The sequence below is a fragment of the Chitinophaga alhagiae genome (assembly GCF_003568665.1).
In the GTDB taxonomy this organism is placed as follows: domain Bacteria; phylum Bacteroidota; class Bacteroidia; order Chitinophagales; family Chitinophagaceae; genus Chitinophaga; species Chitinophaga alhagiae.
On the sequence record NZ_QXMH01000002.1, the window covers coordinates 569,730 to 586,972 of the forward strand.

Below are 17,243 nucleotides of genomic sequence, written 5' to 3' on the forward strand. Positions count from 1 at the left end.
GGATATCTTACCCATATCCCACCCATGTCACAAGGATATCTCATCCATATTATACCTCTATATAGAGGTAAGTTATCTATGCTTCATCCTTGCCTAAACCTTGAGATAACCTGCCGGCAACCTGCTTTCTGACATAAAACAGGAAAGGGCTGACCTGGAAGCAGCGATATGCTTTCAGGTCAGCCCTTTTTATGTAACTATGTTTTGCTACTGCAACAAATCCTTGATCTCTCCCAGCTTCAGCAGCGCCTCTACCGGCGTTAACCGGTTAATGTCTACAGACGCCAGTTTTTCCCGGATGGTGTGGAAGGTATCGCTGTGCGCGTCAAAAATACTGAGCTGCACTTTATGCGTGGGCGCTGCTATCTGCTGCATGGGCGCTTCAATATGCTGGCTTTCCAGCTGGCTGAGTATCTCGTTGGCGCGGTTGATCAGCTGCGGGGGCATGCCGGCTATTTTGGCCACGTGTATGCCGAAGCTGTGGCGGCTGCCGCCCTGCGCCAGCTTGCGGAGAAATATGATCTTGTTGCCCACTTCCTTGTTGGTGATGTGGAAGTTCTTCACCCGGCTGTGGGTATTCTCCAGTTCGTTCAGCTCGTGGTAGTGCGTGGCAAAAAGGGTTTTGGGGCGGTGCGGCGTCATGCTGTGCAGGTATTCCACAATGCTCCAGGCAATGGAAATGCCATCGTACGTGCTGGTGCCGCGGCCTATTTCGTCCAGTATGATGAGACTGCGGGAAGTGATGTTGTTGATGATGCTGGCGGTTTCGTTCATCTCCACCATAAAGGTACTTTCGCCGCCGCTCAGGTTGTCTGACGCGCCTACGCGGGTAAATATCTTGTCGGTAAGGCCTATTTCCGCCGCGCCGGCAGGCACAAAGCTGCCCATGTGCGCCATGAGGGTAATGAGGGCGGTTTGCCGCAGCAGGGCGGATTTACCGCTCATGTTGGGACCGGTAAGGATGATCACCTGCTGCTCGTCCTGGTGCAGCAGGATGTCATTGGCCACGTAGTGCTCTCCCGGCGGCAGGCCCTGTTCTATCACGGGGTGGCGGCCGTCTTTGATATCAATGTAATGCGCCTCCGTTACCTGGGGGCGGCGGTATTTGAACTGCACGGCGTTGTGGGCAAAGCAGAGCAGGCAGTCCAGCCGCGCCAGCGCCTGCGCGTTGCGCTGCACGGGTTGTATGTAATCCTGCAGGCTCAGCAGCAGCGCATCGTACAATTGCATTTCCAGCGCCAGTATTTTTTCTTCCGCGCCGGTGATCTTCTCTTCGTATTCTTTCAGCTCCGGGGTGATGTACCGCTCCGCGTTGGCCAGGGTCTGTTTCCGTATCCAGCTGGCGGGCACCTTGTTCTTGTGGGTGTTGGTCACCTCCAGGTAGTAGCCGAACACGTTGTTGAAGGCCACTTTCAGGGAGGGGATGCCGGTGGCTTCCGATTCCTGCTGCTGGATGCGCAGCAGGTATTCCTTTCCGGAGCTGGCAATGGCCCGCAGATCGTCCAGGTCTTTGTTCACCCCTTCGCGCACCACGCCGCCTTTGTTGGCCAGCACGGGCGGGTTGTCTGCCACTTCTGCCAGAATGCGCTGCAGCATGCTGTCGCACGGGTCCAGCTGTTCCAGCAATTGCCGCAGCAGCGGGTTGGTGGTGTTTTCCAGCAGCTTTTGTATCTCGCACACCTGCTGCAGGGCTTTGGCCAGCTGCGTCACCTCGCGCGGGTTGATCTTTTTCAGGGGAATTTTGGACACCACCCGTTCCAGGTCTCCCACTACCTTGAGGTGCTGCCCCAGGGCAATGCTGCGGTCCGCTTCGCGGATGAGATCTTCCACCGCGTCCAGCCGCTCGTTGATCTGGCGGATGTCCCGGAGCGGGAACACGGTCCAGCGTTTCAGCAGGCGCGCGCCCATGGGGGTAAGCGTATGGTCAAGCGTGCCCAGCAGGGTCTTTCCCTGCTCCACCGTGCTTTGCAGCAGCTCCAGGTTGCGGATGGTAAAGCGGTCCATCCACAGAAAATCGTCCTGGTTGATGCGCTGCATGCTGGTAATATGCTGCAGGTTGGGATGTTCGGTATCTTTCAGGTAGTGCATGGTGGCGCCGGCGGCAATCACCGCCTCCGTCATGTCTTCTGTTCCGAAGCCTTTCAGGGAATGGGTCTCGAAATGTTTATGCAGGATCTCGCGCGCATAGGTGTTGGTGAAGATCCATTCTTCCAGCGTATAGGTGTAAAAGCGGCTGCCAAAGGTCTGGCGGAAATGTTTCTGCTGCTGTTTGGCAAAGATCAATTCTGCGGGGCGGAAGCTCTGCAGCAGCTTGTCTATGTATTCCAGGCTGCCCTGCGCCACCAGCAGCTCGCCGGTGCTGATGTCCAGGAAGGCCGCGCCGGTCTGCTCCGCGCCAAAATGCACGGCGGCCAGGAAGTTGTTATGGCTGTTTTCCAGCAGTTTGTCGTTCACGGCCACCCCCGGCGTCACCATTTCGGTTACGCCGCGTTTCACAATGCCTTTTACGGTTTTGGGATCTTCCAGCTGATCGCAGATGGCTACGCGATGGCCGGCTTTTACCAGTTTGTGGAGATAGGTATCCAGCGAGTGGTGGGGGAAACCCGCCAGGTCAATAAATGCCGCGCTGCCGTTGGCCCGTTTGGTGAGCACAATGCCCAGCACCCGGGAAGCGATCACCGCGTCTTCGTTGAAAGTTTCATAAAAGTCGCCCACCCTGAAAAGCAGCACCGCATCAGGGTATTTGGCCTTGATGGCTTTGTGTTGCTGCATTAAGGGCGTTTCTTCGGATTTACTTTTAGCCATGCGGCAAATATAAGAAGCCGGCGGCTCCGTTCGGTAATTAAAATTATCTTTGCAGGCATGCGCAAGTTAGATATGCATGAGCTGGGCCGGAAAACGGTGGCGGAGTTTAAAGCGGCCAATAAAACGCCGCTGGTATTGGTGCTGGATAATGTGCGGAGCATGCATAACGTGGGTTCCGTGTTCAGAACGGCAGACGCTTTCCTGTTGCAGGGCATTGTGTTGTGCGGGTATACCCCCGTACCCCCGCACCGGGATATCCAGAAAACCGCCCTTGGCGCCACGGAAACGGTAGACTGGCAGTATGCCCCCACCACGGTGGAGGCGGTGCAGGCGCTGAAAGCCGAAGGGTATGCCGTAATGGCCATAGAGCAGGCGGCGCAAAGCGTGATGCTGCACGATTTTCAACCGGTCAATACGCCCCTGGCCCTGGTGTTCGGCAACGAAGTGTCCGGCGTGGACGCTGCAGTGATGAAAATGGCGGACGGCTGCATTGAAATACCGCAGCTGGGCATGAAACATTCGTTGAACATTTCCGTGAGCACCGGCATTGTAATATGGGACCTGTTCTGTAAATTAAAAAAGTAAAATTATACCATGTCCACCACCACTATCAGGAACTACCTTTCGCTTGTGAAGTTCAGCCATACCATTTTTGCCATGCCTTTTGCCATGATCGGTTTTTTTATGGCGGTATCCCTGGCGGGGCATTCTTTTGACTGGACAAAGCTGCTGCTGGTAGTACTTTGCATGGTTTTTGCCCGGAGCGCGGCCATGGCCTTCAACCGCTGGCTGGACGCTGATTTTGACAAGAAGAACCCGCGTACCGCAAAGCGGGAGATACCCGCGGGCATCATCTCTTCCGGCAATGCGCTGTATTTTGTGATCGGCAATGCGCTGCTGTTCATGGCCACCACCTGGTTCATCAATCCCCTTTGTTTTTTCCTTTCGCCCGTGGCGCTGCTGGTAGTGCTGGGCTATAGTTATACCAAACGTTTTACCGCCCTGTGCCACCTGGTGCTGGGCGTAGGCCTTTCCCTGGCGCCCGTGGGCGCTTTTCTGGCGGTAACGGGTTATTTTGCCCTGCTGCCGGTGCTGCTGAGCGTAATGGTGCTGTGCTGGGTATCCGGCTTTGATATTATTTATGCGCTGCAGGACGAGGAGTTTGACAAGTCTCAGCAGCTGCATTCCATCCCCGCATGGCTGGGCAAGGCCGGGGGCCTGCGTTTTTCCGAAGGGCTGCACCTGGCCGCGGCCGCGCTGGCCGTTACCATTGGCCTGCTGGGCGCGTTCCACTGGCTGTACTGGATAGGGGCGGGGGTGTTCATTCTGATGCTGTTCATGCAGCACCGGCTGGTGAAACCCGCAGACCTTTCCCGCGTGAACCTGGCGTTCATGACCACCAACGGCGTTGCCAGCGTGGTGTATGCCGTATTTGCCATTACAGACATGCTGATCTTCAAATAATCATATGCCCCGGATATTAGCCATCGATTACGGAAAAAAACGCACGGGCCTGGCGGTAACGGACCCGCTCAAGATCATTGCCAGCGGGCTGGGCGCCATTCCCTCGCACGAGCTGGTGCCGTACCTCAAAAAGTACTTCGCCGCCGAAGCGGTGGAGCTGATCCTGATCGGCCTGCCGCGCAACCTGGACGGCAGCAACACGCATGCCACGCCGCTGGTGGAGGAATGCATCCGCATCCTGCACAAACATTTTCCGCAAATACCGGTAAAAAAAGTGGACGAACGTTTCACTTCCAAAATGGCCTTCCAGAGCATGCTGGACAGCGGCCTGAAAAAGAAAGACCGGCAGCAGAAGGGCCTGGTAGACGAGATCAGCGCCACCATCCTGTTGCAGGAGTACCTGCAATACCACGCCGGGTAAAGGCTAAAATCCCTATTTTTGCATTTTCCTGTTACGAAATTATAACATGATATTACCAATAGTAGCCTACGGCGCCCCGGTACTAAGAGAGGTAAGCCAGGACATTACGCCGGATTACCCCGGTTTGCAGCAACTCATAGACAATATGTGGGAAACCATGTACGCTTCCAGCGGGGTAGGCCTTGCCGCTCCGCAGGTGAACAGGCCCATCCGCCTGTTTGTTGTGGACAGCGAGCAGATCATCAATAACCTGGACGAAGACGAAACAGACGCCTACCCCGGGGACCACGGCATCAAGCAGGCGTTCATCAACGCCCGTATTATTGAAACCGATGGCGATGAATGGCCCTACCAGGAAGGCTGCCTCAGCATCCCCAAGATCCGGGAAGACGTAAGCCGCCCGGAAAAAGTGAAGATCCGGTATATGGACGAGCAGTTCAAGCAGCACGAGCGCACTTTTCATGGCATTACCGCCCGCGTTATTTTCCATGAATATGACCACATAGAAGGCAAGCTGTTCATAGACTACCTGAAACCGCTTAAAAAACGCCTGCTGAAAGGCAAGCTGGACGATATTTCAAAAGGAAAAGTGAAAGTGGATTACAAAATGAGCTTTCCCAGGTAATACGGAAGGGGCCTTGAAAAAGGCCTCTTTTTTTTGCCTTTCCTTAACAATTATAAAAAATAATTATGCCTAATAATTTCATATTGTAACATTTTTCATTATTTTAGTGCCGTTATTTTCTGACCTCTATCTTTTGAGCACCGCTAATACATACACTGAACAGGAACTGGTACAAGGACTTCAAAACCATGACCAGCAAATATTCGGGTACCTGTATGATCACTATTCTCCCGCCCTGTACGGGGTTGTTCTCAAAGTTCTTAATGATGAAACCGCCGCCAGCGATGTGCTGCAGGAAGTATTCCTGAAGATCTGGCGTAGCATGGATAAATATGACACAGAAAAAGGGCGTCTGTTTACCTGGATGCTCAATATTGCCCGTAATACCGCAATAGATGCGCTCCGTTCCAAGGCGCATAAGCTGGACCAAAAAATCCAGGAGTTGAGCAATGACGTATATGCACATACAAGTCAGTTAACAGTTCATCCTTCAGTAGACCATCTTGGGCTCGCCAAGGTGATAGAAAAGCTCAACAAAGAACAGCGGACTATTATTGACCTGGCCTATTACAAAGGCTGCACCCAGGAAGAAATTGCAAGGGTACTGGATATTCCTTTGGGTACAGTGAAGACCAGGATGCGGAATGCGATCATTCAATTGAGGAACATTCTTAAACAGATCTAGCAAAGTGGACGTACAACGTTACATATCATCCGGATTGATCGAAAGCTACGTGGTGGGCCTGGCTACGGACCAGGAGGCCCGTGAGCTGGAGACCGCCATGGCGCAGAGCCCGGAAGTGAAAGCCGCGGTAGGTGCGGCCCAGCTTGATATGGAACGGTATGTGCAGTTCTTTTCCATAGCGCCGCCCGAATCCGTCAAAGAACGCATCTTTCAGCGTTTAACTACGGATGGTGCTGAATCGATTGTGCCTGCGGGAGGCGCTACAGATGAGGCTTACAGCTATCCGGAAGAAGAAGTGGTGAAGGAAAAAAGGATGGTGGGCGCCGTATGGCAATATATTGCCGCCGCCGCCATTATTGGCCTCATTGCCAGCATCTACTTCAACTATAACTACCGCAATACCATTAACGAGTGGGAAAATAAATACCAGGCACTGCTGTTTGACCAGGAGAAAATGGTGGCGCAGCAAGGCGTACATCAAACCAAAATGCAGGAGGCGGAACAAATGCTGGAGCGCTTGCGCCAGTCAGACCTGAAAATGGTGCGCATGTACACTGCTTCCAAAACGCGCCCCGGCCTGCTGGCTACGGTATATATGATCCCCAGATCGGAAGACGCCTACCTCACCGTGAGCAACCTGCCGGAACCGCCCGCAGATCAGCAATACCAGCTCTGGGGCATTGTGAACAACAAACCTGTGGATGCCGGCGTATTTGACATGGGCGATGCCACCAAAGGTTTCCAGAAAGTAAAATACGTGCCGGGCGCACAGCTCTACGCCGTTACCCTCGAAAAGAAAGGCGGCAGCCCCACACCCACCCTCACCGCCATGTACGTGGCCGGCAGAGTAGGCGGCTAACCTGCGCGCATACAGCCATAGCGCCGGAACTCCCCTGCAAAATTTCCTTACATTTGCCAGATGCGAAGAACCCTGCTACTGTTATTCCTGTTTCCCGGCCTCCCGGTTTTAGCGCAGGACACAGCTATTTATAAAGGCATGACCATTAACCTGGACGAAGTGGTGATCAATGCAAAACGTATAGGCTTTGACGTGAACGGCTTTATCAAGCGGGTGGAAGAGGACACCACTTTTTACCGGGCGTTCAAGAACCTCCGCATCGTTGGTTTTACGGCAGATAATGATATCCGCATTACAGACAGGGCCGGGGGGAAGACCATCGCCTCCCTTACATCCCATACCCGGCAGATCATGAACGGCAACTGCCGTACAATGGAGGTGCTGGATGAAAAGACCACCGGGGATTTCTATACCCGCAAAGGGGATTACAACTATTACACGGCTGAATTGTACGCCAACCTCTTTTTCACAAAGGGCACCGTGTGCAATGAAGAAAGCGGGCATGCACGCGGCAGCCTGGCGCGGCACAAGTCACAACTGAAGCAGCTCATCTTCAACCCGGGCAAGCCCATTACGGGCGTACCGGTGGTAGGCAGCAAGGTAGCCGTGTTTGATCCCAACCTGATGCGGTACTACGATTTTTCCATTACGGCCACCAACTACGCCGGTGCGGAATGTTACGTGTTCAGCGCCGTGATGCGCAAAAACCTTGGCGCTATGGACAGGGCGGAAATTGTGTATGACGAACTGATCACCTACTTCAATAAAGAGACCATGGAAATTGTAGGACGCAGGTATTCCCTGTCTTACAAAACCTTCGTTTTTGACTTTAATGTGAAAATGAACGTGCAGATGACGAAGATGGGAGACCTGTTGCTGCCCGCGCTCATTACTTACAACGGCACCTGGAACGTGCCTTTCAAAAAGCGGGAAACTGCTGTGTTTACGGCCAGGTTCTCGGACTTTACAAAATAGGGGGCGTTATGTTCAGCATTTAGGCCGTGCCGCATCGCGTATCGACGCTGCCTTGCAGCGTGCTGAACAAAGCGTGTGCCGCCCGGCGCAGCACTTCCTACCGGATCAGGGTAATGGTACCCGTTTTAGAATATTTTTTCAGGTTCAGCTCATCAATGTACTCCAGCGTCCATACGTAAGTGGCCATGGCGGCGGGGGAGCCGTTGTACAGCCCGTTCCAGCCTACCCGCGGGTCTGTGGTATGGAAAATGAACTCTCCCCAGCGGTTATAGATACTGAGTTTGTATTGCCCTATCTGGCACCGGTACACGGGCCTGAAATAATCATTGCGCCCGTCCCCGTTCGGTGAAAAGGCGGTGGGCAGAAACACGGTACAGTCACAGTTCTGGTAATAGATGTTCACCGAGTCTGTGGCGCGGTTGCATACATTCTGCGCAACAATGGCGTAAATGCCGGGCTGCGTAACGAGGAACGTGGCGGTAGCCGTACTGTCCTGCCACTTGAAATTATTGCCGGCACCCCGCGGCACCAGCTGCAGCGTTTCGCCGGTACACAGCACGGAGTCTTCTCCCAGGGACACGCGGAGGCTGTCCTGGAAATCTACCCGTATGGTATCAGACTCCACGCACCGGCCTATTTGTACCCGTACGTAATAATATCCTGAACTGTCTACATGGTAAGTGGCCTGGTCAGACCCGTCTTGCCAGAGGTAGTTGCCCGTGCCGTGGTCTGCGCTGAGCACCAGGAAGTCCCCGTAACAAAGCGTGGTATCGTTGCCGAGGCTGAACGGCCCCAGGCGGCTGTACCGCACCTCCATGGTATCCACCACGTCGCAGTCGCCGTTGATGGTCACAAATACGGAGTAAGTGCCGCCGCGGTTCACGGAGATCTGCGGGTTGCGGGAGCCCCCGTTCCACTGGTAGGCCGTGGCTTCCGGCCGGTAGGCGTCAATGATCACGGTTTCCCCGGGGCACAGCAGCGTGTCTGCCCCCAGGTTAAAGGGGTAGGGCGTACCGCGGAAAGTGATGGTCACATCGTCTGTATAGACGCCGCAGCCGGCCACATCTACCGATACGCTGTAGGTTTGCGTGACGCCGGAGGCCACAATGGTAGGAGAGGTCTCTCCCGTGCTCCAGAGGTAGGTGGCGTTCTGGGCCGTGGCGTCCAGGGTCAGCAGCTCGTCTGTACACAAAATACGGTCGGGGCCCAGGTCTATGTCAGGGATGGGAGAATGGAAAATATTGATGGAATCCAGCTCCTTGCAGCCGTTGTAGGCCACGTAATAAGTGCCCGGTTCGGTAACGGTGTGGGTGTTGGTGCCAGTTACCGTGTCTTCCGCAAAGTACCAGGTATAGGTAGCGGCAGCATCGTAGGGCACGGTAAGGGTGTGGGTGGCATTTTCGCAGATGGTCAGGTTCACCGGCCCCAGGTCTACGCCCCGGCGGTCTACAATGGTAACAGGAACGGTGGTGATGTCTTCCACCCCGTTCCTGTAAACTTTAAGTGTAACAGTATAGGTGCCGGGAGCGGCATAGCGGTGGGTGGCGCCCGTGATAAGGTCAGATGAGTCTTCCGCCAGGGCCGGCGGGCTCACAAAGTACCATTTTACGGAGTCAATATCGTTAAGGGGGTCTGTAATGGTAAATTCTACCTCCTCGCCGGTGCAGGTAGTATTATAGATGAAATTGGTCAGCATGGGGCGGGAACCTGCGCGGGCGGTAACGGTCACCGCCAGCAGCATGCCCAGCATAATAGTAAGGAGGTTTTTCTTCGGAACCATGGCGCCTCTAAATTAGGAGAAATATTGATATGTAGAATGTTTTTAATAAAATAATTAACCGGGATTTAAAGGCACAGTAGGGCCAGGCGGGGGTTCGCCGGGCATGGGGTGATGCCTTTCAATGTTCAGAAACGGCGAAGGGGCGGAATTTATTACAGCGGCCCGGCAAATTCCGGCGCAGGTGTATGCAGGTCATGTACGCGGTTATTCCAGTTATGCAGGTCCTCATTCATCATCCTTCCGCCGGTACTTTCTCCATTTTTCCAGTACGCCGCTGAAGTCTGCCGGCAGCTCGCTCTCGAACAAGATGGGCTTGCGGGTGCGGGGGTGAATGAAGCCCAGGGTTTGGGCATGCAGGGCGTGGCGGGGCATTATTTCGAAACAGTTCTCCACAAACTGTTTGTATTTGGCAAAAATGGTACCCTTCACAATGCGGTTGCCGCCGTAGGTATCGTCATTGAACAGGGAGTGGCCGATGTGCTGCATATGCACGCGTATCTGGTGGGTGCGACCGGTTTCCAGCCTGCAGGCAATGAGGCTCACATAATTGAAACGTTCCAGCACTTCGTAATGGGTGATGGCTTCCTTGCCGTACTCCCCGTCAGGGTAGGCGTCCATGATCTTGCGGAAGCGCTGGTGGCGGCCTACGTGGGCCACTACCGTGCCGCTGTTTTCCTCAAAGTCTCCCCATACCAGCGCCAGGTAGCGGCGCTGCACGGTATGGTCAAAAAACTGTTTGGCCAGGTCTGTCATGGCCTTATCCGACTTGGCCACCACCAGCAGGCCGCTGGTGTTCTTGTCTATCCGGTGTACCAGGCCAAAGCGGGGAATGGCCGGTTCCGTGGGGTTTACCTTGTCATCTCCGAGGTACCAGGCCAGGGCGTTCACCAAAGTGCCGGTATAGTTGCCGCAGCCTGGGTGTACCACCATGCCGGGCGGTTTATTGATGATGAGGATGTCATCGTCCTCAAACACGATGTTGAGCGGGATGTTTTCCGGCTTTACCTCCGTGCTTTCCGGGTTTTTGGTGGAATATACTATCAGCCGGTCAAGCGGGCGCACCTTGTAATTGGATTTTACCGGTTTGTCGTTCACCAGCACCATGCCGGCCGTTATGGCCTGCTGCACCTTGTTGCGGGTAGCGCCTTCAATGCGGTTCTGGATGAACTTGTCAATGCGCAGGGGCTCCTGGCCCTTGTCTACCACAAGGTTCACGCGTTCATATATTTCCTCGCTGCCTTCCCCGTTCTCCAGCTCGTCTTCCGGCAGTTCCTGCAATTGATCGCTCATCGGTAAAAATTTTTGCAAAGATAGCTTATAGTTATCTTTGCAGGGCGAAATGGAACAAATGCAACAGCAAGTAAGTGTGCAAGACCTGGGGCAAATGCCCTACCAGGCCGCCTGGGACTACCAGGAGCGGCTATTGCAGGAGAACGTGCAGGCCAAGGCGGCGCGGCGCAACGGCGTTGACCCTTCGGCGGTTACGCGGCATTATTTATTGTTTTGCGAGCACCCGCCCGTGTATACGCTCGGCAAAAGCGGCCATATGGAGCACCTGCTCATCAGCAACAGCCAGTTGCAGGAGCAGGGGATCAGCTTTGTGCAGACCAACCGCGGGGGAGATATCACCTTTCATGGCGAAGGCCAGGTGGTAGGCTACCCTATCATAGACCTGGAGCGGTTTTTTACGGACATCGGCAAATACCTCCGTTTTCTGGAAGAAGTGATCATCCGCACCCTTGCGGACTATGGCCTGCAGGCCGGCCGCTCCAAGGGCGAGACCGGTGTATGGCTGGATGCCGCAATACCCGGCCGCGCGCGGAAAATATGCGCCATGGGTGTACGTTGCAGCCGGTGGGTGACCATGCACGGTTTTGCCGTCAACGTCAATACCGATCTCAATTATTTCAATAATATCATAGCCTGCGGCATTGCAGACAAGCAGGTAACCTCCCTGGAACGGGAAATTGGCCGCAAAGTGCCGATGGAAGAGGTGAAAACAAAGATCACCCGTTACTTTTCAGAAGTATTTGATGCGGAAATGCTGACGGAGGGCCTCAGTTCCTATAGTTCAGCGGTATGAACAGGCTCCATTTTTCCAGGAGCTTCCCTTCTTCATAGATCTCGAAGTTGAACCAGCCCGCATGCATAAAGGTGGCCTTTTCCAGTATCAGGAAGGGTTCTGTTACCTGCTCCACTTCAAACAGGAAAGTGCCTTCAGGCTCAAAAAATTTAATGCTGTATTTTTTTTGCGGCGCCTGCGGAAGGCGGATGTTCACATTACCGTCTGCCGTGGTGTAGATATAGGTGGAGGGTTTCCAGGGAACGGTTGTTTGCGTGCCCGTGGCGCCCTGAGTGGCTGTGCTCACATCTCCCGCGCCCAGCAGGGCATTGGCGGCAATGGTGGAGTCAGGCACGGCCAGCACCGTTTTGCTGTACATGTAACGGTTATCGTTAAAAAGAATGAAGAGGCGGTAGTAGTTCTTGCCCGGCAGGGGCTTATTGTCCAGGTAAGCGTTGCGGCTTTCTTTGGGGTAGCTGGCGTAACCAATGGTGGTGAAGTTCAGCACGCTGTCAAGCGAGCGTTGTACACCGATCTGTACCGCATTGGGGAAACCGGATATCCAGTCCAGCTGGATCTTGCCGGGCTTGATCAAAGCCTGGAAATCCGGCAGAACGGGAACGGTGGGGACTTGTTGTGCTTTGGCAGTGGTGATGGTACCTATAAAAATCACTACGGCAATAATACGTCTAACAGTCTGCTTCATACAGTACATCCAATATGCTTAAGTTGGCAAAAATACGATTCTGTTGTTCAAATATACGGCGCAGCTTTTTATTTAATAACATAGAACGCCGGGCGGCAGGGATCCATTGCCCTGCAGGCCGCCGGAGTGTACCAGCAGCAGGTTGCAGCCGGCGGGGAAATAACCTTGCTGCAGCAGTTGCTGTACGGCCAGCGTCATTTTTCCCGTATATACCCGGTCTAGCGGGATGTTGGTTTGCCGGTAAAAGTCGTTCATGGAACTGATCAGCCGGTTGCTGAGTTTGCCGTAACCGCCTTCGTGAAACTGGTGGAGTATTTCCCAGGGAGTGGCTATGCCCGGCCGCAGCAGGCTTTGCGTGGCGGCCTGCAAGGAAAGCGCGCCTTTCAGTACGGAAATGCCGGTTACCTGTTGGGTGGCGGCGGCGTTGATGAGGCCGGCCAGCGTAGTGCCCGTACCCACCGCGCAGATGATGTGCGTGTAACCGGCAATGTCCGCCAAAGAAAGGATCTCTTCGCACCCTTTTGCCCCCAACGCGTTGTGGCCGCCTTCGGGGATGAGGTATGGCGGCAACTGCGCGCGGTGTTCGTTTGCCGGCGGTATGGCCCTGCCTTCCCGTGCTGCCGGTGGCTGCAACGGGGAGCTGTCATGCCCGGAGGGAGGTGTTGTATCTTCCGGCCTGCCGCCCAGCGCGCGCCAAACAGCTTCTTCATTACCCTCCTGCGTCATCTGCCGGTATTCCTCCCGGCTCACAAATACCAGCTCCATGCCCATCTCCGCTGCATGCTTCAGTGTATGGCCCGGCGCTGCCGGCCGCTCTCCCCTGATAATACCGGTGCAGGCAATGCCTTGCATACGGCAGGCTGCCGCGGTGGCCGCAATGTGATTGGAATACGCGCCGCCAAAAGTGACAATGGGGCGCCCGGCGGCCGCCTCCAGGTTGTATTTCAGCTTGAACCACTTGTTGCCTGATACCAGCGGGTGCAGCCGGTCCAAACGCAACATGGCTGCCCGGGTGTTTGCGGGCAGCCATGTGGTATGAAAAGGTTGCAATATCTGGTCAGTAGAAAAGTGCATTCCGCAAGTTAACGCTTTGTTTGCCTTTCAGCCCGAAGCTCATCTGCAAAAGCTGGTCTCCCCCGGCATCGAAGTATTGCAGGCGTATTTTATGGAAGCCTTTGCGCAGCGGTACCAGGCCGGCTTTCTCAACGGGGCCGTGCTCGCCGTCGTTATCGGTTACCAGTTCATCGTCTACATACAGTACGGAGCCATCGTCTGAATGGGTCCTGAATTCATAAATGCCGTCTTCTTCCACTTTCACATATCCTTCGTACACCACGCCAAAGGTCACCTTGGTAATAAAAGGCCTGATGTCCGGCACGGGCAGCACGCCGGTGGTATCCGCCCTGCCGTGTACCTGTTTGGCCTGTGTAAATGTTTTGTAGAAGGCGCTGAAACGGATGCCTTTTTGAGACGGGTTTACCGGCTGGGCGCTTTTATAATTTTTCTGGATGTACGTTCTGGTATACACGGCGCTGCTGCGGCCGCCCGGCAATACCACTATGTATTGGAGCGTAAGCGGCCGGGTAATGGCAATGGGCCTGCTGTAGAGCGTGCTGCCGGTAGACGGTGTTTTGCCGTCAAGCGTGTAATACACTTTTGCGCCGGTCACCAGCGGGCGGAGGTCTGCCAGGGCCGTGCCGCCGGTGGTGAGGAGCATGGCCTCATCTCCCGGGGATTCCGGTATGCGGAAGTTGACGCCGCGCCCGTTCAGGGCCGCAAGGCGTTGCGGAAGGGCCGCGGTGAAGCGGTCATAGTTCTTTTTGTGGGCAGGGCTCCAGGCAATTTCCGCCAGCGCCAGCGCGCGGGGATAAGCATAGTAGTCTGCCGTTTTGCCGTCAGGGATGTATTCTGTCCATACGTTGCCCTGTACGCCTTTGATATATTGTTTTTCCGCCGCCGTCAGGGAGGAAGGGTAAGGTTCGTAGCTGTACACTTTTTCAAGCGGCAGGTAACCGCCAATGCCGAGCGGTTCTGTGGCGGGCGTGCCCTGCAGGTAATCCAGGTACAGGTAGGTGTTGGGAGACATGATCACATCATGCTTTTGTTTGGCGGCCGCCATGCCGCCGGTTTCGCCGCGCCAGCTCATCACGGTGGCGTCAGGCGCAAGGCCGCCTTCCAGTATTTCGTCCCAGCCAATGATCCTGCGGCCTTTGCTGTTCAGGAACTTTTCCATGCGCTGTATAAAATAGCTTTGCAGCTCATGTTCGTCTTTCAGCCCCAGCGCCTTGATGCGGGCCTGGCATTTGGGGCAGGCCTTCCAGCGGTCTTTGGGGCACTCGTCCCCGCCAATATGCACATACTTGCCGGGGAAGAGCGGCAGCACTTCAGTGAGCACATCTTCCAGGAAGGTAAACACCTGGTCGTTGCCCGCGCAGTACACTTCTTTATGCACGCCCCATTTGGTAGATACTTCATAGGGGCCTCCCGTGCAGCCCAGCTCGGGGTAAGCGGCCAGCGCGGCCTGTGCGTGGCCGGGCATTTCAATTTCCGGCACTACGGTAATATGCCGGTCTGCGGCGTACTGCACAATGTCTTTTACTTCTTCCTGCGTGTAGTAGCCGCCGTGCGGCTTGCCGTCAAACTTGCCTTCCCGCAGGTGGCCCTTGCTGGTCTCTTTCCGCTGCGAGGCAATGGTTTGCAGTTTGGGATATTTTTTGATCTCAATGCGCCAGCCCTGGTCTTCCGTGAGGTGCCAGTGAAAGCGGTTCAGCTTGTAATGGGCCATTACGTCAATGAACTGTTTTATGTAAGGCACCGGCAGGTAATAACGGCCAACGTCCAGCATCATGCCCCGGTAATCAAAACGGGGCTTGTCTCTGATGAGGAGGGAAGGCACGGCTATGCGGCCCTTTACAGCGAGCGGCAATATTTGCTGCAATGTTTGCACGCCGTAGAAAAGGCCGGCGGCGCGCCCCTGCAATACGATCTTGTTACGGGCTACGGTCAGCTGGTAGCCCTCATCGCCCAGCACGCCATCTTGCGAAAAAATGAAGGTGCTGTTTTGCATGGTGCCTTTTACGAGCGAAAAGCCGTAGCTGGCTTTTAAATAGAGGTTGAAGAGGTCTGCGGCCTTTTCAGCGCCGGGGCTGTTGGTGAAGTATTTCATCTGCGGGGTGATGTACACATGGCCTTGCAGCATTTCCACAGATTGCGGTTCAGGTATCAGGGACAGTAAGGGTTGCTTTTGCTGCGCCGAAGCAGTAAAAAAGATCAGCGCGGCAAAAGCGGAAAGAAGTGTTTTTTTCATATCTGGTGTTGTGCTTGTTGTCTTTATCCGTTCAGGCCTCCCTTGCCCCGGTAGAGCTTCACCGGCTTGTCCAGCTTCAGCTCCAGCACGGTCATGTACTCATCCTGCACGCTGGCGGGCACGGGAATGTATACCAGGCCGGGCACGGGGCTCCAGGATATTTTGCCTACTATTTTGTGGCTGAGCCTGGCGCCGTTCCCTAGTACGGTAATATCCTGTATTTTATTGTCCAGCCCCTTGATCATAATATCCCCGCTTACTTTGCCCGGTAAAAAGAGGAAGAGCGAAGTAGAGTCTTTGGAAAGGGTGGTGGGCCCGTAGAAGTGGCCTTGCGGCAGGCCGCCTACGGTGCTGAAGATAGCCTTTTCATGTTTTTTGTTCCATTTTCCCAGCTCTTTCAGCACATGCACCTGCTGCTCCGGAATGGTGCCGTCTTCTTTAGGGCCTATGTCCAGCAGCATATTGCCGCCGTTGCTGATGGCGTCCGCAAAAATGGTGATCACCTCATAGGGTGTTTTCCAGTTGGTATCTTGCGGCTGGTAGCCCCAGTTGTTATTGATGGTCATGCAAAGCTCCCACCAGTGAAAATGCGGGCGTTCTACAGGAAAGTTCTGTTCCGGCGTGTCATAATCCCCGTAGCCGGTGAGGCGGCCGTTGATGATGGTATTAGGGTTATGGTCCGTGAGCATCTTGCGCACTTTTACGGCCTGCCATTCTTCCGCGCTGTGTTCCCAGTCTCCGTCAAACCACCACAGGTCAGGGTTGTAGCGGGTCATCACTTCCGCCATCTGGCCCTGGTAGAACTGCTGGAATTTGGCCCAGCGCTGCGGCTGCTCGCTGATCTTGTAACGGCTGCTGTCTTTGAGAAAAGCCGGGTAGTCCGGGTAGCTCCAGTCCAGCAGGGAGAAGTAGGCGCCCGCTTTGATATTTTCCTTGCGCAGGGCGTCAAAAAAAGGCGTGAGCACATCTCTTTTGGCCGGTGTGGCGCGGGCGGTACTGAGCTTGTTGAATTTGGTGTCCCACAGGGCTACGCCGTCGTGGTGTTTGGTGGTGATCACAGCGTAACGCGCGCCGGATTCCTTTATCAGCGCGGCCCAGGCCTGCGGGTTGTACCGGGAGGCGGTGAAGCCTTTCAGCTGGGCCATGTAATCCGGGTACGAAATTTTCTTGTTATAAAAGCTCCAGCTTTCATCAACCCCCTTCACCGCGTAAATGCCCCAATGGATAAAAATACCCAGCTTGGCGTCTGCAAACCATTGCATTTTGTTTTGGATGGTTTCAGGGTCTGTTTTTTGCTGCGCCTGCACAGGCAAGGCCAAATGCAGTGCCATGGCTCCCGCCACTACAATTCTCTTGATCATCGTTATTAAATTTGTTATAATAAGGCGGCAAAAAATAAAGTACTGAAAGAAGTATTTTTTATGCCGGTCAAAACCGGCAACTTTACCGCTTCAGGCACCTGGTTTTTGCCTTTGTTCACTGTCTGTTTGGAATGGTCAGCCGCAACAATAACGAAAAAATAAAAACGCCGGGAAAAATTTAATCACTAAATTT

Annotated in this window: 15 protein-coding genes; 8 read left to right on the forward strand and 7 right to left on the reverse strand. The window is 54.5% G+C overall.

Translation table 11 applies throughout. The features are described from left to right. Positions 1 to 207: 207 nt before the first annotated feature. A complete protein-coding gene (mutS, locus tag D3A97_RS13260; protein ID WP_119078969.1) occupies positions 208 to 2,805 on the reverse strand; it encodes a DNA mismatch repair protein MutS in 2,598 nt (865 codons plus the stop codon). Positions 2,806 to 2,862: 57 nt separating this feature from the next. Between mutS and D3A97_RS13265 the strand changes: the two genes are divergently transcribed. The 7 genes from D3A97_RS13265 (at position 2,863) to D3A97_RS13295 (ending at position 7,834) form a co-directional block, all read left to right on the forward strand. After that, positions 2,863 to 3,390 (forward strand): RNA methyltransferase, encoded by a 528-nt coding sequence (locus D3A97_RS13265; protein ID WP_119078970.1) that lies wholly within the window; start codon positions 2,863 to 2,865, stop codon positions 3,388 to 3,390. A 9-nt stretch (positions 3,391 to 3,399) separates the two neighbouring features. Then, entirely contained in the window at positions 3,400 to 4,269 is an 870-nt protein-coding gene (locus D3A97_RS13270; protein ID WP_119078971.1) for a UbiA-like polyprenyltransferase, read from the forward strand. 4 nt (positions 4,270 to 4,273) lie between these two features. Continuing rightward, positions 4,274 to 4,690: a Holliday junction resolvase RuvX gene (gene ruvX, locus D3A97_RS13275; protein ID WP_119078972.1), complete on the forward strand. Its 417-nt coding sequence runs from the start codon at positions 4,274 to 4,276 to the stop codon at positions 4,688 to 4,690. Positions 4,691 to 4,736: 46 nt separating this feature from the next. Further along, positions 4,737 to 5,315 carry a peptide deformylase gene (def, locus tag D3A97_RS13280; protein WP_119078973.1) on the forward strand — a complete coding sequence of 193 codons (579 nt, stop codon included), beginning with the start codon at positions 4,737 to 4,739 and terminating at the stop codon, positions 5,313 to 5,315. A gap of 133 nt (positions 5,316 to 5,448) precedes the next feature. Continuing rightward, the gene (locus tag D3A97_RS13285) at positions 5,449 to 6,000 is read left to right on the forward strand and encodes an RNA polymerase sigma factor (RefSeq protein ID WP_119078974.1); all 552 of its coding nucleotides are present in this window, start codon (positions 5,449 to 5,451) and stop codon (positions 5,998 to 6,000) included. A gap of 34 nt (positions 6,001 to 6,034) precedes the next feature. Beyond that, on the forward strand, positions 6,035 to 6,859 hold the full coding sequence (locus D3A97_RS13290) for an anti-sigma factor (RefSeq protein WP_119078975.1): 825 nt from the start codon (positions 6,035 to 6,037) through the stop codon (positions 6,857 to 6,859). Positions 6,860 to 6,919: 60 nt separating this feature from the next. Next, complete coding sequence (locus tag D3A97_RS13295; protein ID WP_119078976.1) at positions 6,920 to 7,834, forward strand: hypothetical protein; 915 nt, start codon at positions 6,920 to 6,922, stop codon at positions 7,832 to 7,834. 97 nt (positions 7,835 to 7,931) lie between these two features. On the opposite strand, the gene D3A97_RS13300 is transcribed toward D3A97_RS13295, so the two are convergent. Together D3A97_RS13300 and D3A97_RS13305 are read right to left on the reverse strand one after the other, a co-directional pair. After that, positions 7,932 to 9,614, reverse strand: coding sequence for a T9SS type B sorting domain-containing protein (locus D3A97_RS13300; RefSeq protein ID WP_119078977.1), 1,683 nt, complete (start codon positions 9,612 to 9,614; stop codon positions 7,932 to 7,934). Positions 9,615 to 9,839: 225 nt separating this feature from the next. Further along, a complete protein-coding gene (locus D3A97_RS13305) occupies positions 9,840 to 10,904 on the reverse strand; it encodes an RluA family pseudouridine synthase (protein WP_119078978.1) in 1,065 nt (354 codons plus the stop codon). Between the two features lie 58 nt (positions 10,905 to 10,962). On the opposite strand from D3A97_RS13305, the gene lipB reads away from it, so the two are divergent. Further along, positions 10,963 to 11,697: a lipoyl(octanoyl) transferase LipB gene (lipB, locus tag D3A97_RS13310; protein ID WP_119079560.1), complete on the forward strand. Its 735-nt coding sequence runs from the start codon at positions 10,963 to 10,965 to the stop codon at positions 11,695 to 11,697. Here lipB and D3A97_RS13315 read toward each other — a convergent pair. The 4 genes from D3A97_RS13315 to D3A97_RS13330 form a co-directional block, all read right to left on the reverse strand. Next, a complete protein-coding gene (locus D3A97_RS13315) occupies positions 11,672 to 12,382 on the reverse strand; it encodes a hypothetical protein (protein ID WP_119078979.1) in 711 nt (236 codons plus the stop codon). The two genes, lipB and D3A97_RS13315, sit on opposite strands and share 26 nt — an antisense overlap. A gap of 72 nt (positions 12,383 to 12,454) precedes the next feature. After that, on the reverse strand, positions 12,455 to 13,384 hold the full coding sequence (locus D3A97_RS13320; protein ID WP_157986528.1) for a 1-aminocyclopropane-1-carboxylate deaminase/D-cysteine desulfhydrase: 930 nt from the start codon (positions 13,382 to 13,384) through the stop codon (positions 12,455 to 12,457). A 55-nt stretch (positions 13,385 to 13,439) separates the two neighbouring features. Next, on the reverse strand, positions 13,440 to 15,689 hold the full coding sequence (locus D3A97_RS13325; RefSeq protein WP_119078981.1) for a family 20 glycosylhydrolase: 2,250 nt from the start codon (positions 15,687 to 15,689) through the stop codon (positions 13,440 to 13,442). A gap of 23 nt (positions 15,690 to 15,712) precedes the next feature. Further along, complete coding sequence (locus D3A97_RS13330) at positions 15,713 to 17,050, reverse strand: alpha-L-fucosidase (protein WP_119078982.1); 1,338 nt, start codon at positions 17,048 to 17,050, stop codon at positions 15,713 to 15,715. Positions 17,051 to 17,243: the final 193 nt, after the last annotated feature.